General features: G+C 69.0%; 19 protein-coding genes and 1 pseudogene. 4 read left to right on the forward strand and 16 right to left on the reverse strand.

Annotated features, from left to right (window positions below; all coding sequences use genetic code 11):
- Positions 1 to 1,030: pseudogene (locus tag CF165_RS19905) on the reverse strand (DNA-directed RNA polymerase subunit beta); the annotation flags it as partial.
- A 624-nt stretch (positions 1,031 to 1,654) separates the two neighbouring features.
- Between CF165_RS19905 and CF165_RS19910 the strand changes: the two are divergent.
- Genes CF165_RS19910 through CF165_RS19925 form a run of 4 tightly spaced genes read left to right on the forward strand, consistent with a single transcriptional unit; the run spans position 1,655 to position 5,668 of the window.
- Positions 1,655 to 2,017, forward strand: a complete 363-nt coding sequence (locus CF165_RS19910) for an SseB family protein (RefSeq protein WP_205660917.1) — start codon at positions 1,655 to 1,657, stop codon at positions 2,015 to 2,017.
- Positions 2,017 to 2,610 (forward strand): hypothetical protein, encoded by a 594-nt coding sequence (locus CF165_RS19915; RefSeq protein ID WP_093949043.1) that lies wholly within the window; start codon positions 2,017 to 2,019, stop codon positions 2,608 to 2,610. The genes CF165_RS19910 and CF165_RS19915 overlap by 1 nt, the downstream gene beginning before the upstream one ends.
- A complete protein-coding gene (locus CF165_RS19920; protein ID WP_093949044.1) occupies positions 2,610 to 4,667 on the forward strand; it encodes a putative T7SS-secreted protein in 2,058 nt (685 codons plus the stop codon). Before CF165_RS19915 ends, CF165_RS19920 begins: the two co-directional genes overlap by 1 nt.
- A gap of 50 nt (positions 4,668 to 4,717) precedes the next feature.
- Positions 4,718 to 5,668, forward strand: coding sequence for an ankyrin repeat domain-containing protein (locus CF165_RS19925; protein ID WP_093949045.1), 951 nt, complete (start codon positions 4,718 to 4,720; stop codon positions 5,666 to 5,668).
- Here the strand turns inward: CF165_RS19925 and CF165_RS19930 are convergent.
- The 15 genes from CF165_RS19930 to CF165_RS20000 form a co-directional block, all read right to left on the reverse strand.
- Positions 5,648 to 6,496, reverse strand: coding sequence for an ADP-ribosylglycohydrolase family protein (locus tag CF165_RS19930; RefSeq protein ID WP_093949046.1), 849 nt, complete (start codon positions 6,494 to 6,496; stop codon positions 5,648 to 5,650). The genes CF165_RS19925 and CF165_RS19930 overlap by 21 nt on opposite strands.
- Positions 6,497 to 6,499: 3 nt before the next feature.
- Positions 6,500 to 6,889: a PPOX class F420-dependent oxidoreductase gene (locus tag CF165_RS19935; RefSeq protein WP_093949047.1), complete on the reverse strand. Its 390-nt coding sequence runs from the start codon at positions 6,887 to 6,889 to the stop codon at positions 6,500 to 6,502.
- 33 nt (positions 6,890 to 6,922) lie between these two features.
- The gene (locus tag CF165_RS19940; protein WP_093949048.1) at positions 6,923 to 7,639 is read right to left on the reverse strand and encodes an ESX secretion-associated protein EspG; all 717 of its coding nucleotides are present in this window, start codon (positions 7,637 to 7,639) and stop codon (positions 6,923 to 6,925) included.
- Entirely contained in the window at positions 7,639 to 8,874 is a 1,236-nt protein-coding gene (locus CF165_RS53430) for a hypothetical protein (RefSeq protein WP_093949049.1), read from the reverse strand. The genes CF165_RS19940 and CF165_RS53430 overlap by 1 nt, the downstream gene beginning before the upstream one ends.
- Positions 8,874 to 9,461: a DUF3558 domain-containing protein gene (locus CF165_RS19950; RefSeq protein WP_093949050.1), complete on the reverse strand. Its 588-nt coding sequence runs from the start codon at positions 9,459 to 9,461 to the stop codon at positions 8,874 to 8,876. The genes CF165_RS53430 and CF165_RS19950 overlap by 1 nt, the downstream gene beginning before the upstream one ends.
- A complete protein-coding gene (locus tag CF165_RS19955; RefSeq protein ID WP_143268617.1) occupies positions 9,461 to 9,913 on the reverse strand; it encodes a hypothetical protein in 453 nt (150 codons plus the stop codon). The genes CF165_RS19950 and CF165_RS19955 overlap by 1 nt, the downstream gene beginning before the upstream one ends.
- Positions 9,914 to 10,131: 218 nt before the next feature.
- Positions 10,132 to 11,007: a hypothetical protein gene (locus CF165_RS19960; RefSeq protein ID WP_093949052.1), complete on the reverse strand. Its 876-nt coding sequence runs from the start codon at positions 11,005 to 11,007 to the stop codon at positions 10,132 to 10,134.
- Positions 11,008 to 11,079: 72 nt separating this feature from the next.
- Positions 11,080 to 11,673, reverse strand: coding sequence for an Rv1363c family protein (locus CF165_RS19965; protein ID WP_093949053.1), 594 nt, complete (start codon positions 11,671 to 11,673; stop codon positions 11,080 to 11,082).
- 36 nt (positions 11,674 to 11,709) lie between these two features.
- Entirely contained in the window at positions 11,710 to 12,975 is a 1,266-nt protein-coding gene (locus CF165_RS19970) for an MCE family protein (RefSeq protein ID WP_093949054.1), read from the reverse strand.
- Complete coding sequence (locus CF165_RS19975; RefSeq protein ID WP_093949055.1) at positions 12,975 to 14,150, reverse strand: MCE family protein; 1,176 nt, start codon at positions 14,148 to 14,150, stop codon at positions 12,975 to 12,977. The genes CF165_RS19970 and CF165_RS19975 overlap by 1 nt, the downstream gene beginning before the upstream one ends.
- Positions 14,147 to 15,331, reverse strand: a complete 1,185-nt coding sequence (locus tag CF165_RS19980) for an MCE family protein (protein ID WP_093949056.1) — start codon at positions 15,329 to 15,331, stop codon at positions 14,147 to 14,149. The genes CF165_RS19975 and CF165_RS19980 overlap by 4 nt, the downstream gene beginning before the upstream one ends.
- On the reverse strand, positions 15,328 to 16,314 hold the full coding sequence (locus CF165_RS19985) for an MCE family protein (protein ID WP_093949057.1): 987 nt from the start codon (positions 16,312 to 16,314) through the stop codon (positions 15,328 to 15,330). Before CF165_RS19985 ends, CF165_RS19980 begins: the two co-directional genes overlap by 4 nt.
- Complete coding sequence (locus CF165_RS19990; RefSeq protein ID WP_093949058.1) at positions 16,311 to 17,339, reverse strand: MCE family protein; 1,029 nt, start codon at positions 17,337 to 17,339, stop codon at positions 16,311 to 16,313. The genes CF165_RS19985 and CF165_RS19990 overlap by 4 nt, the downstream gene beginning before the upstream one ends.
- The gene (locus tag CF165_RS19995) at positions 17,336 to 18,661 is read right to left on the reverse strand and encodes an MCE family protein (protein WP_093949059.1); all 1,326 of its coding nucleotides are present in this window, start codon (positions 18,659 to 18,661) and stop codon (positions 17,336 to 17,338) included. The genes CF165_RS19990 and CF165_RS19995 overlap by 4 nt, the downstream gene beginning before the upstream one ends.
- Positions 18,658 to 19,494 (reverse strand): MlaE family ABC transporter permease, encoded by an 837-nt coding sequence (locus tag CF165_RS20000; protein ID WP_003060266.1) that lies wholly within the window; start codon positions 19,492 to 19,494, stop codon positions 18,658 to 18,660. The genes CF165_RS19995 and CF165_RS20000 overlap by 4 nt, the downstream gene beginning before the upstream one ends.
- Between the last annotated feature and the right edge of the window lie 4 nt (positions 19,495 to 19,498).

Consider the following 19,498-nt stretch of genomic DNA (forward strand, 5'->3'; position numbering starts at 1 on the left):
CCTCGCCGGCGTGCAGCCGGACCAGGTACTCGATGGTCGTGACGATGTCCTCTTCGGTCAGCGTCCCGGTGTCGTACGGCGTCTCGAGGCCCAGCTTCTTGTTGACCTTGTACCGGCCGACCTTGGCCAGGTCGTAGCGCTTCGCCTTGAAGAACAGGTTCTCCAGCAGGGTCTGCGCGCTCTCCTTCGTGGGCGGTTCGCCCGGGCGCAGCTTGCGGTAGATGTCGAGCAGCGCCTCGTCGGTGCCCGCGGTGTGGTCCTTCTCGAGGGTGGCCAGCAGCGTCTCCGAGAAGGAGAAGCGCTCGCGGATCGCCTCGGTGGTCCAGCCGAGCGCCTTCAGCAGCACGGTGACCGGCTGGCGGCGCTTGCGGTCGATGCGGACGCCGACGGTGTCGCGCTTGTCGACGTCGAACTCGAGCCACGCGCCGCGGCTCGGGATGACGCGGACGCTGAAGACGTCCTTGTCGGTCGTCTTGTCGACGTCCTTGGAGTAGTAGACGCCCGGCGAGCGGACCAGCTGGGACACGACGACACGCTCGGTGCCGTTGATGATGAACGTGCCCTTGTCGGTCATGACCGGGAAGTCGCCGAGGAAGACCGTCTGGCTCTTGATCTCACCGGTGTTGTTGTTGACGAACTCGGCCGTGACGAACAGCGGCGCGGCGTACGTCATGTCCTTGTCCTTGCACTCCTCGATCGAGGCCTTGACCTCGTCGAAGCGCGGAGCGGAGAAGGACAGGGACATCGAACCGGAGAAGTCCTCGATCGGGGAGATCTCGTTCAGGACCTCTTCGAGGCCGCCGACCGGGTTTTCTTCACCTTCTTCGACACGGCGTTCGAACCACGCTTCGTCCCCGGTGAACCACTGGAACGACTGGATCTGGACGTCGAGCAGGTTGGGGGTGTTCAGGGGTTCGCGAATCTTTGCGAAGGAAACCCGCTTGGGCGCGCCGGGGATTCCCGTGGACTCCGAGCGAGATTCAGCCGAGGTGGTCGCAGCAGTGGCCTGGTTCGCGGGAGAGACTGCCAAGATGCGTCCTTCCGGGGACAATGAGCGGTGACGGCCGCCATAGCAACAGCTATGAGCGACTGTCAAGGGTGCCGTGTGCCCACTATCCTAACTACCGGCTCCGGGCAGCCTGAAAGAGGGCAGCGCAAAGAGGCAGTCTAGCCCGAACGGCGCGGTCTGTCCAGGGGGCGCTCCCGATGGGGCCCAGCCTGCCTCGCGACGTCTTCAGGTATGCCTCCAGGCTGACCGGTTGGTCCCTCCCGCAAGGGCCGCCGGTTTCGCCGTCGGGAGTAAGCGTGAACCCACCGGGCGCCGGAGTCAAGATGCCACACGGGGGTCCCGCCGGTTGGCGCATCGTCGAAGAGGTTCAGCGGAGCGTGAGCGGCCGAATATCATTCCGGTTACCGGCCAGTAGCGCCAGCAACGCGGCTGGACCTGCGGATTTGTCACTTCCGGGGGTGCGACGCCACGATCGCGGCCGCCCGTCGCGCGGGTGGTTCACGTTCCCGCGGCGCGCCGGACCGGAACCTCCGTCACCGTCCCGGGTGCCACACAAGTCACACCCGTTTTGCCCGGCTCCCGCGAACGACGGCGACTGGCTATCGTGCACGGAGGGAGATCATTCGTGATCGAGGGGTAGTCGAATTGTCCGATCTGACCGACCTGATCGAGCGCGTCCGCGCCGGCCGAGGCGACGGCGAAGCGATGGTCGAGGCCTTCCGCGCGACCGTGGTCCTCGTGCCGCTCGCACCGGACGGCGGGCTGAGCGCCGCCGACGCGGGTGGCATCCGCTGGGTCTTCGCCTTCACCTCGCCCGCCGAGCTGGCCGCGTGGACGCTGGCCCGCGGCGGCGACGGCGACGCCGAGCAGCCCTACCTGACCACCCTGGGCCGCCGGCTGCTGACCGTCGCGCCGGTGGGCGTCGCCCTCGACGTCGCGGGCGGGCAGCCGATGCTGCTGCCGCCGATGCGCGGGATCGTGCCCGACGAGCTGGCGCTGGACGCCTGATGGCCGGCGAAGGGTACGGCCTCGAACCGGCCGCGCTGCAGGAGACCGCCGACGGGATCAACGAGGCGATCGCCGAGCTCAAGGCGCTCGGGTTCGCCGAAGGCGCCGTGGCCGGGCGCGGGTTCTCCGAGCTGGAGCTGTCCGGCCTCGAGACGGGGCACGCCGGCCTGCGGGACGCGTTCGAGCAGTTCTGCGAACGCTGGGAGTGGGGCGTGCGGACGCTGGTGCAGGACGGGAACCAGATCGCCGCGCGCCTCGGCCTCGCCGCGGGCCGCTACCACGACATGGAGCAGTACGCGCTCGGCCTGCTCAAAGACGTCGCCGTCGACGTCGGCGGCAACCCGCACCTGAGCGACGAGCAGGCCGGGCAGCAGTCCTGGCAGCAGCTGGCCGACGGGGAGCGCCCGGACTACAGCGCGGACTCGTGGGACAAGGCGGGGCAGCAGATGGCCGCGCAGTGGAAGGCGGAGGGCCGCGACCTCGCCGAGGGACCGCTCGGCCTGGGCAAGACGGCCGCCGGGCTGGCCGGCGCGGGCGACGAGTTCGCCCGGGCCGAGGACGACGTCTTCGGCCCGGCCCCCGAGGAGCGGTGATGGGGGTCTGGGAGTTCCTCGACGAGATCGAAGAAGGCGCCGAGGACGGCCTGGAGGCCGTCGGCCGCGGCGTGGGCGAGGTCGCGGACAAGGCCGCGCACGTCGCCGGCGACGGCCTGGACGCGCTCGGCCTGCACTCCGCGGCCGAGGCCGTCGACGGCTTCGGCGACAGCGTCGCGGACACGCTGGGTGCCGAGGTCGGCGAGGCTCAGCTCGGGCAGACCGACGACCCGGCGAAGCTCGTCCACGGCGACGCCGGCGCGCTCAAGGCGGCCGCCGGCCACCTGGCGAAGTTCGGCGCGGCGTTCGGCAAGACCGCCGACGGGCTCCGGCGGATCGACACCGCCCACTGGACCGGTGAAGCCGCGGACAAGTTCCGCGCGCAGTACCGGCAGCACCCCACCCAGTGGTCCGACGCCGCCGAAGCGTGTACGCGTGCTTCGGCCGCGTTGACCGCCTTCGGCGACGTCGTGCAGTGGGCACAGCAGCAGGCTGGAGAGGCCGTACGGCTCTTCGCCGCGGCGAAGCAGCAGTCCGAGCAGGCGCGGGCCGCTTACAACCAGCAGGTGATCACGGGCGGGCAGCCCGGCGCGTTCACCGACCCGGGCGCGGAGGGACTCGGCCGGGCCCAGCAGCTGTTGAACGACGCCCGCACCCGCCGGAACACGGCGGGCGACCGCGCCAAGGCGGCCCTGGAACAGGCGACTGCCGCGGCCCCCGCCGAGCCCCGCTTCACCGACCGCCTGCTCGCCGAAGGCGCCGACCTCCTCCAGGAGGGCGGCGACGGGCTCGTCCACTTCTACGGCGGCATCGCCAAGGGCGTCGGCGGCATCCTGAAGTTCGGCCGGTCGCTCAACCCCCTGGACCCGTACAACGTGACACACCCGGCGGAGTACCTCGCAGGCCTTTCGGGTACGGCGGCCGGGCTGCTGCACACGGTGAACCACCCGCTGGACATGCTGAAGGGAATGCTCGGCGACGGCTGGGGCAGCGACCCCTTCGAGGCGATGGGCAAGCTGGTCCCGAACGTCGCGCTGGCGCTGGCCACGGACGGCGCGGGAGCGGCGGGAGAGCGTGCCGCCGCGGTGGGCGAGGAAGCCGCGGAGTCGGCGGCGGTGACGGCCGGCCGTGACGCGGCGGAGGTGGCCGCCGAGCGGCCGGCGGGGTTCGTGGAGCATCCGCCTCCGGCCGAGGACTTCGGCCCGGCGGGCCACGACTTCGGCCCGGCCGGACATGGGGTGCCAGACGAGCCACCGCCGTCCTTTCACGAGAAGCCGGACATCGCCGATCGGCTGGACCACTTCGACGAAGACGGCTTCGACTATTCGGATCCCCTCGGCCACCACGGCGACGGCCCCGTCGGCGAGCACGGCGGCCCCTTCGACGACGTGGCGCATCCGGACGACGCGCCGACGAGCAGTCACAGCCCCGCTCCGGCTTCCGAGCCCGTACCGCCTCCCGACTACGGCGGCGACCCCCACTTCCGGACAACCGACGCGGACCACGCGGCGCTCCGCGACGCGTACCCGGACTATCACCTCCGCGCACAGGAGGTCCAGAAAATCGTGGCCGAGCACCCGGAACTCGCGGGCATTCCGGAAGCCGACCTGGTCGGCGTCCGCGGTTACACGAGCAACAGTTTCTACGAAGAAATGAACAAGGGCCTGCGCGAAGGCGATCCGGCGCTCATCGACCGCTACGACGCCCATGCGAGGTCGGTGACCTCCGGCCTGAACCAGATGCCCACTTACGAAGGCGAAGTGTCCCGGGGCATCCAGGTCACCGGTCAGAAACTTGCCGACCTCATCGACCGGTACGAACCGGGGGCCGTGGTCGAAGAGCCGGCCTTCTTCAGCACGGACAGGATCAAGTCCTTCCCCGGCAACGTCCAGTTCGAGGTCGAATCGGTGACCGGCCGCGACATCCGCAATCTCTCCACCCACAGCGGCGGCGAGGCCGAAGTACTCTTCCCTCCGGGAACAAAATTCCAAGTCAAAGAACGACAGTTCGATGAGGCCCTGCAACAGTGGCTGGTCAAACTACGTGACGTCAGCTAGGAGCCGCAGCAATGCCAGATGAAGAAGCGAGGCGTCACCAACACCTCGAGATGAGCGAGGAAGAGGAGCAGGCGCTCCGCGAGCTGAATCGGGAGCTGGCTCGAAAATTCGCGGAGAAGGACAAGAACTACGTTCCCTCCGAAGAGGACCGACGGACTATCGAAAAACTGGACAAGGCGCGACAAGAACGGCTCAAACGCCCCGTGGAGCCGCCGCGGCAGCCCGCCAAGTACGACTTCGCGCCCGGCGTCGCGCCCGATGGCAGCTTGTACCCCGTGCACGAACGCAAGCCGCAGCCGCAGCCGAACGCCGCCGAGGATCACGAGTGGGATGGCGTGACGTTGCGGACCAGCTACGCCCCGGATGAGGTCGCCCGCCGTGACCAGATCGCCGACGCGGCGCGCAACGGCCACTGGTCGCAGATGCTCGCGTTGCTGGCCACCAGCCGCGTCAACCGCACCCGGCCCGGCGGTACGGAGGGCTTCGCGCCGCTGCACCAGGTGGCCTGGCACGGCGCGCCCGTCGAGGTGGCGCAGCGGTTGGTCGAACTCGGCGCCTGGCGGCTCCTGCGCACCACCTCGGGGCACACGCCGCTGGCGATCGCGCGGCAACGCGGGCACCAGCACCTGTCCGGCATCCTCGAACCGGTCGTCCGGCATCCGCTGGCCGAAGACGTCCTCCGTGGGCTCGAAGAGCACCTGGCCATGCTCATCCGCGGCGGCCGCTACGCCGATTTCGTGCTGCGGCAGCAGCTGCGACTCCCCCAGCTGGCGCCGATCACCGAGCTGGCCGAACCCAAGTTGTGGTTCCCGGTGCCGGGTCAGTACGGCGGCATCGAGATCGAACTCCAGGGCACCGAGCTGATGGTGACGAACTCGAGCCGGGCCGGCGGCTGGTCACTGCGCTACCGGGTGACACCTTCCAGCGTCGAGTTCGTCGAGGAGCGGATCGACGCTCCCGGCGCTCCGCCGATCGTCCGGTCACCCGAGCCAGGACGGTAGGGGTTCGCAGGCCGCGAGCCAGTCCGCGGGCACCGGCGTCCCGCCCGCGGCGAGCACGCCGCCGACGATCGCGCCCACGGTGTCGACGTCCTCGGCGAGCTGGGCGACCGTCCAGAGCGCGTCGACGTAGTTCGCGTGCCGGGCCGCGATCCACAGGGCCAGCGGCACAGTGTCGTGCGCGGCGATCTCGCGGCCCGTGCCCAGCGTGTCCGCGGCTTCGCGCGCGTCGGCGATCTTCACCGCCATCGTGAGGCCGTCGCGGACCCGGCCGGGCGGCACCAGCGGGATGACCTGGTTCAGCAGGTCCGGCCCGGCGAGCCCCGGGGACGCGGCGCGCAGCGCGGCCGCCGCGGCGACGGCCACCGCGCCCGCCACCCCCTCGAAGTGCGCGTGCGTGATGACCGCCGACAGCTCGGCCTGGCGCAGTGCCTGCGGCAGGTTGCCGTGGAACCACGCGCCGAGCGGCGCCACGCGCATGGCGGCGCCGTTGCCCCAGGAGCCGCGGCCGTTCGTGACGTTGACCGCCTGCCACGGCTGTCCGGCGCGGATCTGGTTGAGCCGCCACTCGGCACCCGGGCCGTAACCGCGGTCCGGGTCGAAGTGGGTGGCGAACGACCGGGCCAGCGCGTCCTGGTCGATGACGCCGTGGCGCTTCAGGACGGTGAAGACCGAGCACGCCATCTCCGTGTCGTCGGTCCAGTTCCACGGCGCGGACGGCAGCCGCCGCGCCTGCACGTCGGGGTGGTCACCGGGCAGGAGGATCTGCGCGCCGAACGCGTCCCCGACCGCCAAGCCGACCAGGGCCGCGGAGGCCTGCTCGACTCCCACCGGCTACTGCTTGCTGACCGACGTCGGCTTCACGACGTAGACGACGCGGTGCTGGACGTCTCCCGGCGGGCCATCCAGCTTCAGGCCGTAGCGGTCGGCCAGCTCGGCGAAGAACTCACCGTCGGAGTCCTCGTCGATGCGCTCGACCGTGCCGCGGACCTCGAGGTACCGGTACGGCTGCTCGGGGTCGTTGATCGACAGCGCGACCTCGGGGTGGGCGGTCACGTTCTTGTACTTCTGCCGGACCGTGGTGTTCGTGAAGCGGACGTACTCGCCGTCCCAAGCGAACCACATCGGGTTGACCTGCGGTTTCCCGTCCGGGCGGACGGTGGCGAGGTGGGCGTACAGCGGCCGCTCCAGCAGGTCGCGGTGGCTGTCGGGGATGACGCTCATCGATGCACCTTTCGCGGTTCTTTGAGTCCGACCTTATCGGCGTGACAGCTCGTGCCTCAGCTCGTCGAGCTTGGCGACCATGGCGGCATCGGAGCCGCTGACGGTGATCACGAACCGGCCGTCCGCGGAGAGGTGGCTGAGCCAGCGTCCCTGGCCGGTGTCGACGAAGGTGACCGGCTCGCTGCGGCGATGGCCTCGATGGTCCCGGACGGCGGCGAAGATCTGCCCACCGGCGTACCGCGGCTGCCTGAAGATCGCTGCGACGCGGGCGGCGTCCCCACGGGGTTCGTCGGCGGTCAGCTCGGTGACCGGCACCGAGTAGGAGACGGACCGCGCGGGCGGGTGATCGGGAAGTTCGCGGACGACCACCCTGGCCAGCGCCTCGAGACGGGCGGGCCGAAGCAGGATCCGGCTGTCGCGGGGCAGGTAGCAAGCGAACGCCCCGGACCGCCGCTCGGCGGCAGCGTGCAGCCGGTAGGTCAGCTCCTCGCTCTGCACGTAGGCCGACACCTCGGCCGGCGCGCGGCAGAGAAGCCGCAGGCTGTCTTCGAGATCCTCACCGGGCTCGTCCCGGTCGAGGAGCCCCTCCGCGGCCAGCTCTTCCCGCGCGGCTTCGGTGCGTTGCGCCTCCGCATCGGGGCTCCGCCACACCGGCTCGGGCGCGAGGACGGGCGGGAGCGTGAGCCCCAGCCGTTCGGCCGCCCAGTGCACGCTCCCCGCGTTCAGGACAGTTTCCTGCCGAACGACCATCAGGCGCCGATGGTCGGCGGAACAGGTTTCATGCCGTCGGGGAACCCGCCGAACAGCTCGTCGGGGTCGGGTTCCTGGAGGATGTCGAGCCGCTTGTGCTCTTTGTCCTCTTCTTTGTCGCCGCCGCGGCCGAGGGGTCCGCCCATGGCGCCGGCGCCGGGTTTCCCTGCGGCGCCGGCGGCGCCTGGCCGCGCCACGCCGGGTTCGCCGAACCGTCCGACGCCGCTGCGGCCGCCGGGTTCGCTTCCGAGGCCGCGTCCGCTGCCTGCGCCGCCGCGCCCGGGCTCACTGCCGCCGGTGCGTCCGGGCTCACTGCCGCGGGCGCCACCGGGCTCGCCGCCGGTGCCGGGTGTACCGAACCGGCCCGTCCCACCCGGGCCGTCGATCACCGGCACGCCGAGGCCGAGGCGGGTGTTGACGTCGCCCGAGCCGCCGTCCCGGCCGAAGCCGGGGTTGATCGGGCTGGGCCGGATGGTGCCGTCGCCGGGGCCGGTGTGCGCGACGGGAGTGAGGCCGGTGGTCCGGGTCGTGTCGTCCTGGCCGGTGCCGGGGCGTTGTTGAACGGGCACGGTGGTGTTCGCGCTCGGGGTGTCGGTGCTCGGACGCTGCTGCTGCGCGGACACGTCGGTGCCGCGGTGCTCGACCTGCGTGGTGGTGCCCGTCCGGTGGTCGTCGCGCCCGGTTGAGGGGGTGACGGCAGCCGGCTTCTCGGCGTGTTCGATGTCGGCACCGCCGGCGGGGAGCGTCAGTTCGCCGTAGTCCTGAGGCAGACCGGCGGCATTCTCCCCGCTCTGGCCGGCGTAGGTGCCGTAGTGCTGGACGACTTCCTGAGCCTTGGCGTTCCACCCGGCGATCTGCTCGTCCTTGTCGGTGAACATCGGGAAGGTCCGGCTGAGGAAGTCCTCCTGCGGCTGGGGCCCGGGTCCGTCGCCGACCTTGTTCCGCAGGTCGGCGTAGTCGGCCCCTTGGGTCATGAGGGAGTTCTGAGCAGCGGCGAGGTGGACGGCACTGACCTCGGAGGCGGCGAGCAGAGGTCCGGCACCCGCCTGCGCCTGGGCGGCGGCATCGCCGGACCAGGCCTCGCTCATGGCGGCCTGGAGGCGAGTCATCATGTCCCGCGCCTCGACATGCTTGGCGGCCATTTGCTGGGCCAGCTCGCTGGAGGCGAAAAGACTGTCGGGTCCATCGCCGGACTTCAGGAAGTCGACGATCTGCTGGGCGGTGTACTCAGCCATCAGGACCCTTTCATGGTGGAGACAGCCAGCTCCGCAGCCTTCTTCGCCACCGGACACGGATCTGCGTAGTCTTTCGCATCAGACGAGATCGTTACCTGAACGCTGTAGAGCAAGTCGTCTCGCACGCCCACTTCGGCAGAACATTTTCCCTGCGGTTTCGCGTTGTCCAAATCGACCAGAATCCCCGGATACCCGGAAATTACCACCGGTTGGAATAGTGGCAATTCACCTTGCTCGTGCTGCTTGTACAAATTGGCAAGACTGCTTCCAATGGTGAGCAACCGGGCACCCACGGTCAGACCGATTTCATCGTAGGCATTCCAGTCGCAACTGGGCCCGAGTTTGTCTTCCGGCATCGGCTTGGGCTCGGTGGTGATGCCCAGCTGGGACAACTGACCGACAGTGAGTGCCGAACAGGGATCCTTCTCGAACTTCGACGTGTCCAGTGGTCGCTCGACCCTCGGCACACCATCCGGCACCGACGAAGTACTCGCGCTCACCGCCGGAGACGGGGTCCCCGCGACTTCAGGGGAACAGCCCGCCAAAAGCGTGGTGATCCCGATCGCCAACAAGACACGCGCGTGCATCAAAGATCCGTCCCCATCACGTCGAACGTTGCTTTCGCCGACGCATCGCTGCCTTCATATCGTTGGATCATCTTCTCTAAAGACTTCACGTATCCGTCCGCATACGACCACTGATCCGCGACATTTCGGCGATAGAGTTCAGCATGAGTCAGAGCAGCGTTGTTGTGCATCGCGCTGGACTCGTCCGCTGCCGGCGCACGAACGTAGCGAAGGTCCGCACCCTGCCGGCGGAGCCAGTCCAGGGTGTCGCGGAGGTCCTTCCACTGGGGCAGGAGCGTCTGCATCTGCTCCACGTCCAGCTTGAACCCACCCAAGCCACCACCGGCGGCGGACTGGTTCAAGCGCTCCTGCAGTGCGTGCATCTCCGTCGCGTGGACGCCCTTGAACGAGGGGTCGTCGGCCGGTACTCGGTAGCCTGCCGAACCCGTCACACTTCGCGCGAAATCAGGCATCGGAACTTCCTCCCCGAAGCTCTCGTGAGCGCCCGAACACACTCTGTCAGCAAATCACGCTATCAGACGACGGGGAGTGAGTCAGTCGTTCCACCCGGTTCAGCGCATCACCCGGACGGACGTCAGGATTCGGCCTCGGGCCTCCGGCGGCACCGCGCCGACCAGGAACACCAGCGCGTCGCCGCTGGCACCCAAGCCGAAGAAACGCTGTGGCCGGCCTACTTCGACGGCGCCGGGGCCGACGACGACGGCGCCGGGACCTTCGGGGCGTTGTAGGTGTCCATGTCGGTGATCTTCCACTTGTCGCCCTGGAGCTGGGCGTTCAGGTGGAGCTGGGCCGTGCCCGCCGTCGTCTTCTTCGTGTCCGTGCGGGTCGATGTCTGGTCGACGAAGACCATCACCTTCGCCAGGTCGCCGTTGAGCATGATCACCGCCGCGCGCGTCACCTTGCACGTCACGATCATCTTCTGCGCCGGCGCGAGCCGCTTCACCTCGCCCATCAGCGAGTTGTACTTGTTCCGGACGTCGTCGTTGGCCAGCAGGTCGTTCGCCGCGTCCTCGGTCTTCTTGATGTTGTTGAAGTCGTAGGAGAACAGCGCCTCGGCCGCCTTCGACACGGCGTCCTTGACCTGCGCCGTCTTCGCGACGTCCAGCAGCGCGGTGTTGCTGGTCGCCGACGAGATCTTGACCTCCTCGGTCCGGAACCAGAACGCCAGCCCGCCCAGGATCAGCGCCACGAGCACCAGCGCACCCGCCACGACGTACGGCTTCTGCGGACCCGCGGCGGGCCGCGACGGCTCGTCGGAAACCGGGACTTCGGAGACGTCGGTCGGCTTCGCGGTCCCCTCGTCGCGCTTCTTCCGCCGCGGCGCCGGGCGCTCCTCGGCCGCCTCGCCCGTGAGCGCGTCGACCTGCGGCTCCTCCTCCGTGCCGATGGCCGCGAACACCGCCGTGTCTTCGGCGGAGGAAACCGGCTCGGCCGGACGCGGAGCCGGGCGCGGGCGCGGCTTTCGCTCGACGGGCGGCACCGCGGGCAGCTGCCCGGTCCGCTCGGCGGCGGACTCGTCCACCGAGGGCTTGCGCAGACCGGCCACCCGGGGGCGGCGCGACGGCGAAGAGCTGGGCTGGCGGCGGGAGGGGGGCACTACAAGCTCCTTCTGGGGACGCTACTGGCCGGCCGCGACGAGCGGGACACTGTCGATGCCGGACAGCTTCCACTCGCCGCCCACGCGGGTCATCGACACCTCGAGGCGCAGCGGCTTCGCGCTGCTCTTGTCGCCCTGGGTGACGGTCGTGGCGATGGCGGCGAGGAAGCTGGCCTTGCCTTCGTGGTCGTCCAGCTCCTCGACGGCGATGTCCTGGACGTCCGTGGTGACCTTCGTCTTGGCGTCGGAGAGCGCCTTGCGGAACGTCGGCGCCGACTGGTCGATCTGCTGGCCCATCTTGTCGTCCGACACGGCCTTCTGCCGGGCGAAGAAGCCGTCGAGGTCGGTGTAGTCGACCTCGGTGTACGCCTTGAGCGCGTTGGTGCCCGCCTTGACGACGGCCTCGCGCGAAGCCGCCAGGTCGGCGTTGTCGTCGGACGCGGCCGCCCACCACATGATCCCGAAGATCGCCGCCGCGATCAGCGCGGCCAGCGCCAGCGCCGCGGCACCGAGCACGAGAATCCGCGAGGACGACGCCCTCGACGGCGTCTCGGAGACCTCGGCCGGCTCCTCGGCCTCCTGCACCGCCGTGGCGGCCGGCTCGTCCGAACTCATAGCACTCCAGGGTAGGTAACGGTCATCAAATCCACGTCAGGTCAGGCCGAGCAGCGAACCCAGGCTGTTCAGGCTGACGCCGGGGCTGCCGACGATGCCCGGCACACCCCGGGTGTTCCGCTCCTCGGCCAGCTCCTCCGCCGGACGGTTCGCGTTGGCCGAGACGTCCGCGTCGGACGGCGCGACCGGCACCCCGCCGTACGGCGCGTTCTGCGCACCGCGGACGTTGATCGGGCTGCCCTTCGGTTCGGCACAGTACGCCTTGTCGTCCGCGGGCCGCGGAGTGAGGTTGTTGCCCGTGCGGTACTGCGAGTACGGCATGTAGCCCTTGGTGCAGGACGGCGGGTTGAACAGGTTGAGCACCAGCCCGAGGTGCGCGGTGCCGTCGCCGGGGGCGACGCTGCTCGCGGCGCCGGCCAGCGCCGGATACGTGACCAGCCCCTGCTCGATGCCGTCGAGCCGGGTCACGGTCAGGTTGGCCGTGGTGAGCAGGTTCGCCGTCAGCGCGCCCAGCCCCGGTCCCGACTCCCGCAGGACCTGGCTGATCTGCGACGCCACCTGCGGCGTGATACCGATCAGCTTGCGCAGGTCGCCGTCGGAGTTCTTCAGCGTGCCGGTGAGCTCGTTGAGGCTCTTGCTGAACGACGCGAAGTTCGCCGCCTCGGCGTTCTGCGTGTCGAGCACCTGGCCGCCGGCGTCGAGGAGCTGGATCGTCTGCGGCAGGTACTGCTGCGCGGTCGTGGTGAAGCTGCGCGCGGTGTCGAGCAGCTTCTGCAGGTCGCCGCCGGTGCCGCGGAACGCGTCGTAGGACTCGTCGACGACCGTGCGCAGCGAGTCGACCGGGACCGACGCCGCGAGCGAGTCGAGGTCGCCGATCAGCCGGTCGGTGCTGACCGGGGTGGTCGTCTTCGACGCCGGGATGACCGAGCCGGCCTGCAGGTACGGGCCCTTGTCGGCCTTGGGCTTGAGGTCGACGTACTGCTCGCCGACCGCCGACCGGTTGGCGACGACGGCGTCGAGGTCCGCGGGCACCTGCGGCGCCGACGGGTCGATGTTCAGGTCGGCTTCGAGCCCGCTCTGGGTCAGCCGCATTTCGCCGACCCGGCCGATGTTGTAGCCGCGGTAGGTGACTTCGGCGTTGGTGAAGATCCCGCCCGACTCGTTGAGCTGGAGCTTCACCGTGTAGCCGTCGTTGCCGAACACGCTGCCGAGCCCGGCGAACCGGATCAGCGCGTACACGATCGCGACGACCGAAATGACCGCGAAGGCGACCAGCTGGAGTTTCGTCCTGCGCAGCAACATCAGCTGCCACCTCCCAGGAGCCCGAAGAGGTTGCCGAGGCCCGGCTGCGACGACCCGGACTGCTGACCGGCGCCCGGGATCGGCAGCGGCGGCGGCTGGTTGGCCGGCGTGCCTGCGACCCCGCCGGTCAGGCCCGCCAGCGGCAGCTGCCCGTTGAGGGCGTTCTGCCTGCTGTTGCCCAGGTTCTCGACGATCGTCTTCAGGTTCAGGTCCACCTTCGCGAACAGGTTGAAGTAGTCGCCCTTGACGTCGTTGACGGCCTGGTCGCTGAACGGGAACGTCAGCAGGATCTGCAGGGCCTTCGGCAGGTCGTTGCCCGCCTCGCCGAGCTTCTGCAACGTCGGGGTCAGCGCCTTCAGGTCGGCGACGAGGTCCTTCTGCGACTTGTTGACCGTGTCGGTGGCGACGCCGGAGAGGTTGTCGAGCGCCTGCAGCATGGTGACGAGCTGGCCGCGCTGCTGCTCCAGCACGCCGAGCCCGGGACCGAGGTTGTCGACCGCGCCGACCAGCTTGTCCTTCTGGTCGTTCAGGGTCGAGGACAGCCGGTTCAGCCCGTCGATGGCCCGGGTGATGTTCTTCGACTGCCTGTCCAGGTTCGTGACGAGCTGGTTCGCGTTGTCCAGCAAGGCCTTGATGTCCGGCTCGCGGCCGGACGTGGCCTTGTTGAGTTCCTTGGTGATGGTGTTGAGCTGGTCGATCCCGCCGCCGTTGAGCAGCAGCGACAGCGCGCCGAGCAGCTCTTCGATCTCGACGCTGCGGTTCGTGCGGGCCAGCGGGATGGTCGCGTTGTCGGCGAGCTTGCCCTGGGCCTGGTCGTCGCCGGGCGAAGCCAGCTCGACGTACTTCTCCCCCAGCAGGCTGGACTGCTTGACGTTGGCGATCGCGTTGGCCGGCAGCTTGACTCCGCCGTTGACCTTCAGCGTCACCAGCGCGTGCCAGCCGTCCTTGGTGAGCCCGACGTTCTCGACCCGGCCGACCGGCACCTCGTCGACCTTCACCCCGGCCTGCGGGGTCAGGTCGAGCACGTCCCGGAACTCGACGTTCACCGTGTACGGGTGGTCGCCGAGGTCGGCACCCCCGGGCAGCGGCAGGTCGTAGATGCCGTTGAACGCGCACCCGGAGAGCGTCAACGCCGACACGGTGGCCAGCGCTCCGACGGACAGGAGCTTCTTCACTGGCCACCTCCGTAGAGCTGCCCGGCGACGGGCAGCGGGAGCGGCGGCAGCTGACCGGACTGCAGGGCCTGCACGGTCTGCGCCACGGACGGCAGCGGGATCACCTTGTCGACCACGCCGGCGATGCTCTCGCAGGCGTTGCCGAGCACGTCCGGGATGCTGTTGGTGCCGACCTGCTTGAGCAGCCGGCAGATCATCACCAGCGGCGGCTGGGTCAGCTCGTTCAGGTTCGGCCGGGCGTCGAGCGTGCCCGCCGAGCCGTTGTAGGTGTTGACCAGGTTGCTCAGGCCGACCGGGGCGACGTCGAGGATCTCGGCGAGCGAGCTGCGCTGGTCGACGAGGACCTTCGTGACACCGGCCAGTTTGTCCACATTGGACTTGAGCCGATCGTGGTTCTGGTCGATGAACGCCTGCACCGCGGTCAGCGTCGTGCCCAGCTGCTGCACGGTCGCGGCCAGGTTGTCCTTTTCGGACGCCAGGTAGCCGCTGACGTCGGCGAGCCTGCTTTCGAAGGTGCGGACCTGGTTGTCGGAGTCGGCCAGCGTCTGCGAGAACTTGCCGAGGTTCTCCACGGTGGAGAACAGGTCGTCCTTGTTGCCCGCCAGCGTCCCGGCCGCCTGGCCGAGCTTGGTGATCGTGTCGTGCAGGGCCTGGCCGTTGCCGTCGACGTTGGCCGCCGCGGTGTTCAGCAGGTTCGACAGCGACCCGGTCTTGTTGACGCCGTTCGGGCCGAGGGTCTCGCTGACCCGCGCCAGGCTGGCGGCCAGCTGGTCGACCTCAAGGGGCACCTCGGTGCGGTCGAGGCCGATGACCGCGCCGTCGGAGATCCGCGGGCCGCCGGTGTAGGCCGGGGCGAGCTGGACGTAGCGGTCCGACACCAGCGACGGCGCCACGATGAGCGCCTTCGCGTCGGCCGGGACGGCGACCTTGCGGTCGTACTCGAAGTCGACCTTCACCTGGTTGCCCATCGGCGTGATCTTGGTGACCGTGCCCATGTCGACGCCGAGCATCCGCACGCTGTTGCCCTCGTACAGGCCGACAGCGCCGGCGAAGTACGCGGTCAGGTGGTTGCGGCCGGCGTCCTTGAGCGTCCACCAGATCCCGCCGGCGACGACGAGCGCGAGGACGATCGCGATGGTGAACCCCCGGGTGAGGGCTTGCCCGAAGCGGGTGTCACTCATTTCGTGTAGCACCCCTCTTCGTTGATCGGGCCGAACGACGGCAGCAGCAGGCCGCAGATGTAGTTGTCGAACCACCGGCCGTTGCCGATGGTGTTGGTGAAGACCCGGATGAACGGGGCGAACTTCTTGATGCCCTCGGCCAGGGAGTCCTGGTTGCGCTGCAGCATCGACGTCAGCTGGTCGAGCTGGGTCAGCACCGGGTCGAGCTGCTTCGAGTTGTCGTCGATCAGGCCCTGCAGCTGCGTAGCCAGCTCGCGAGAGCCGTTCAGCAACGCCGTGATGGCGTCCTCGCGCTTGGCCAGCTCCGCGAGCAGGTCGTTGCCGTCGTTCAGCAGCTTCTGCACCTCGGCGTCGCGGTCGACCAGGGTCTGCGACACCTCGCGGGTGTTGGCCAGCAGGTTCGACAGCTGCTGGTCGCGCGAGGCGATCGTGTCCGACAGCTTCGACAGCCCCGACAGCGCGCCCTTCACGTCCTGCGGCGTGTTGGCGAAGGTCTGCGAGATGGTGTCGAAGCTCTGGGCCAGCTGCTTGGTGTCGATGTTGTCGACCGTCTGCGAGAGCCCGCGGAACGCGTCGAGCACGTCGTAAGGGGCCATCGTGCGATCACGCGGGATCGCGGTGCCCGGGTTCAGCGCGCCCTGGCCCTGCGGGTCCAGCGACAGGTACTTCTGCCCGAGCAGCGTCTTGATCTTGATCGCGGCGTTGGTCCGGTCGCCCAGCCAGGCGTCCTTGACCTTGAACGACACCTTGACCGACGTGCCGTCGAGCTCGATGTCGCTGACCTTGCCGACCTTGACGCCGGCGATCCGGACGTCGTTGTCCTTCTGCAGCCCGGAAGCCTCGCTGAACTCGGCGCTGTAGGTGGTGCCGCCGCCGATCACCGGCAGGTCTTCGGAGTTGAGCGCGGCGATGAAACCGAGCGCCAGTACGACGATCCCGACCAGCGCGATCGGCACCGGGTTGCGGCTCTGGAACGACTTCATCCCTTGCACCTCTCCCGGTTCGCCGGCAGCAGGGGCAGGGCGACGTCGTTGATCAGTGGCGGCAAGCTCACGCTCCCGGAGAACTCACAGGCGTAGAAGTTGAACCAGGAGCCGTAGTCGGCGGTGCGGGTCAGCGTGCTCACCTTGGTCGGCAGGAACTGGATGAAGTGCTCCAGCTCCGGCTCGTTCTTGTTGAGTTGCTGGGTCAGGCCGCCGAGCGCGCTGATGTCGTTCTTCAGCGGCTCGCGGACCTCGCCCAGCAGGCCGGACGTCGTCTGGGCGAGGTTGCCGAGGCTCTCGATCGCGTCGCCGATCGGCTTGCGGTCGGCGGCCAGCCCGGACGTCAGCTGCTGCAGCTTGACGATCAGGTCGTTGAGCTGCGGCGTGTGCGCATTGACCGTGTCGAGCACCGAGTTGAGGTTGTCGATCACCTCGCCGATGACCTGGTCCTTGTTCGCGATCGTGGTGGCCAGCGACGCGGTGTGCGACAGCAGGCTCTCCACGGTGCCGCCCTCGCCCTGCAGGACCTGGATGACCTCGTAGGACAGCTTGTTGACGTCGTCCGGGTTGAGCGCGGTGAACAACGGCTTGAAGCCGTTGAACAGCTCGGTCAGGTCCAGCGCCGGCGTGGTCCGCTCCAGCGGGATGGTCCCGCCCGGCTGCAGCGTCTTGCCGGAGGTGTCGTCGCCTTCGCCGAGCGAGACGTACCGCTGGCCGACCAGGTTGCGGAACTTGATCTGCGCGGTCACGCCGGCCGGCAGCGTGCGCCCGGCGTCGACCTCGAACTCGACCTCGGCCTGGCGCTTGTCGACGATCTTGACGTCCTTGACCTGCCCGACCCGGACGCCGGCGATGCGGACGTCGTCGTTGGGCAGCAGCAGCGTCGCGTCGGTGAAGCGCGCGTTGTAGGCGTTGGTGCTGGTGGTGTTGATGTTGGCGATGCTGATCCCGAGGATCGTCGTCAGCACCACGGTGACGACCACGAAGACGCCGAGCTTGATCAGCGGCGCGAGCAGGCCCCTCACTTGACCGTCACCTCCGCACCCCGGTACAGCGGGCCGACGAGCAGCGCGCTCCAGCCCGGGACGTCGGCGGCGTTCATGCCCAGCTGCGGGCCCAGCAGATCGGCGAGGAAGCCCTGCTCCGCCGTCGAGTACGCCAGGTCGCCGCCGCCGTCGTTACCGCCGGCCGCGTCCGCCTTGAACTTCGCCGGGTTCAGCCCCTCGCCGACGCTCTTCGGCGCGGCCTGGTGCTTCGTACCGTCCTTGAACGCGCCGTCCGGCGGCTCCGACGGGAACGGCTTCGGGATGTCCTTGATGTCGTAGCAGCGCGGGCCGCGCTTGTCGTCGAACCGCGGCTCTTCCTTGCCCGCCTCGTACGGCGCGCGCGGCACGATGATCTCGATCGTCGCGTGCAGGCCGGGCTGGTCGGTGCCCTTGCCCAGTGCCTGGTCGATCAGCGGCACGTTCTTGGCCATCTGGGAGATCACGCAGGGGTACTCCGGCGCGTACTTCGCCAGCAGCTCGGCCGTCGGCCGCGCGGTGTCGACGAGGGAGATGATGTTGTCCTTGTTGTTCTGCAGGAACGTCTGCAGGTCCACCGAGGCCTGGGTCAGGCTGCCGTAGAGGTTGGACAGGTTCTGCCGCTCGTCGACCACGGTCCGGGTCGTCGTGCTCAGGTTGTCCAGGCTCTGCACCAGGTCCGGCGCCGCGTCCTTGAGGTGGTCGGAGAACTCCGCGAGCGCCTTGAGGTTGTGCTGCAGCTCCGGCTCGTGCGGGTTCAGCTCGCCGATGTAGGTGCCCAGCTGCGACAGCGTGTCGCCGAGCTGGTCGCCGCGGCCCGACAGCGCCGTCGAGATCGCCGTGAGCGTGGCCGACAGCTTCTGCGGCTGGACCGCCTGCAGCACCGGCATCAGGTGGGAGAACGCCTGCTCCAGCTCGACCGCGCTCGACGTGCGGTCCTGCGGGATGACGTCGCCGCTGGCCAGCGTCTTCGCCGACGGGTCCTTCGGGATCTCCAGCGAGACGAACCGCTCGCCGAAGAGCGTCTTCGGCAGGAACCGCGCCGAGACGTTCTCCGGGATGAGCTTCGCGGAATCCGGCTTCAGCGCGAGCGTCAGCTCCGCGCCGTGGTCGGTGGCGATGATGTCCTGCACCGAGCCGACGATCAGCCCGCGCACCTTGACGTCGGACTGCTTGATCAGCTGGTTGCCGATCTTGTCGGCCTCCAGCTTGACCGTGACGACCGGCGTGAACGCCTTGTCGTAGAGCGCGATGGACAGCGCCACCCCGCCGACCATCACGGCGATGAGAAGCAGGCCGAGCAGCCTGCGCCGGAGCGTCCTCATCCCGCGATCCTTACCGTGACGTCGGTTCCCCAGATGGCGAACCCGATGAAGAAGTTCATGATCGACACCGTGACGATGGACAGCCGCACGGCCTTGCCGACCGCGACGCCGACACCGGCCGGGCCACCGGTCGCCCGGTACCCGAAGTAGCAGTGCGACAGGATGATCAGGACGCTGAACAGCAGCACCTTGATGAACGAATAGAGCACGTCCTGCGGTGGCAGGAACAGGTCGAAGTAATGGTCGTAGGTGCCCGCCGACTGGTTGTAGATGTAGATGACGACCAGTCTCGACGCGAGGTACGAGCTGAGCAGGCCGATGATGTAGAGCGGGATGACCGCGACGAACCCGGCGATGATCCGCGTCGTCACCAGGTACGGCAGGCTCGGCACGCCCATGACCTCGAGGGCGTCGATCTCCTCGGAGATCCGCATCGCGCCGAGCTGGGCGGTGAACCCGGCGCCGACCGTGGCGCTCAAGGCGAGCCCGGCGACCAGCGGCGCGATCTCGCGGGTGTTGAAGAACGCCGTCAGGAAGCCGGTGAAGGCCGACGTCCCGATCGAGTTCAGCGCCGAGTAGCCCTGGAGGCCGACGAGGACACCGGTGAACAGCGTCAGGCCGACCATCACGCCGACCGTGCCGCCGATGACGGCCAGCGAGCCGGAGCCGAAGCTCACCTCGGCCAGCAGCCGGAGGACTTCCTTCGTGTACCGGCGCAGCGTCCGCGGTGTCCACAGCAGAGCGCGGCCGTAGAAGGACATCTGGTCACCGAGGGTGTCCAGCGTCTGCAAAGGACGGTTGGCGACGCGTTTCGCGCCCTGGAGGAACGTCATGGCG

The organism is Amycolatopsis vastitatis (genome assembly GCF_002234595.1).
In the GTDB taxonomy this organism is placed as follows: Bacteria; Actinomycetota; Actinomycetes; order Mycobacteriales; family Pseudonocardiaceae; genus Amycolatopsis; species Amycolatopsis vastitatis.

What these genes read in the sequence shown, in the direction of transcription:
- CF165_RS19950 (WP_093949050.1), bottom strand. Translation starts at nt 9,461, where the DNA reads ATGCACGCGCGTGTCTTGTTGGCGATCGGGATCACCACGCTTTTGGCG.
- CF165_RS19965 (WP_093949053.1), bottom strand. Translation starts at nt 11,673, where the DNA reads ATGAGTTCGGACGAGCCGGCCGCCACGGCGGTGCAGGAGGCCGAGGAG.
- CF165_RS19970 (WP_093949054.1), bottom strand. Translation starts at nt 12,975, where the DNA reads ATGTTGCTGCGCAGGACGAAACTCCAGCTGGTCGCCTTCGCGGTCATT.
- CF165_RS53430 (WP_093949049.1), bottom strand. Translation starts at nt 8,874, where the DNA reads ATGGCTGAGTACACCGCCCAGCAGATCGTCGACTTCCTGAAGTCCGGC.
- CF165_RS19955 (WP_143268617.1), bottom strand. Translation starts at nt 9,913, where the DNA reads ATGCCTGATTTCGCGCGAAGTGTGACGGGTTCGGCAGGCTACCGAGTA.
- CF165_RS19915 (WP_093949043.1), top strand. Translation starts at nt 2,017, where the DNA reads ATGGCCGGCGAAGGGTACGGCCTCGAACCGGCCGCGCTGCAGGAGACC.
- CF165_RS20000 (WP_003060266.1), bottom strand. Translation starts at nt 19,494, where the DNA reads ATGACGTTCCTCCAGGGCGCGAAACGCGTCGCCAACCGTCCTTTGCAG.
- CF165_RS19925 (WP_093949045.1), top strand. Translation starts at nt 4,718, where the DNA reads ATGAGCGAGGAAGAGGAGCAGGCGCTCCGCGAGCTGAATCGGGAGCTG.
- CF165_RS19920 (WP_093949044.1), top strand. Translation starts at nt 2,610, where the DNA reads ATGGGGGTCTGGGAGTTCCTCGACGAGATCGAAGAAGGCGCCGAGGAC.
- CF165_RS19940 (WP_093949048.1), bottom strand. Translation starts at nt 7,639, where the DNA reads ATGGTCGTTCGGCAGGAAACTGTCCTGAACGCGGGGAGCGTGCACTGG.
- CF165_RS19985 (WP_093949057.1), bottom strand. Translation starts at nt 16,314, where the DNA reads ATGAAGTCGTTCCAGAGCCGCAACCCGGTGCCGATCGCGCTGGTCGGG.
- CF165_RS19935 (WP_093949047.1), bottom strand. Translation starts at nt 6,889, where the DNA reads ATGAGCGTCATCCCCGACAGCCACCGCGACCTGCTGGAGCGGCCGCTG.
- CF165_RS19980 (WP_093949056.1), bottom strand. Translation starts at nt 15,331, where the DNA reads ATGAGTGACACCCGCTTCGGGCAAGCCCTCACCCGGGGGTTCACCATC.
- CF165_RS19995 (WP_093949059.1), bottom strand. Translation starts at nt 18,661, where the DNA reads ATGAGGACGCTCCGGCGCAGGCTGCTCGGCCTGCTTCTCATCGCCGTG.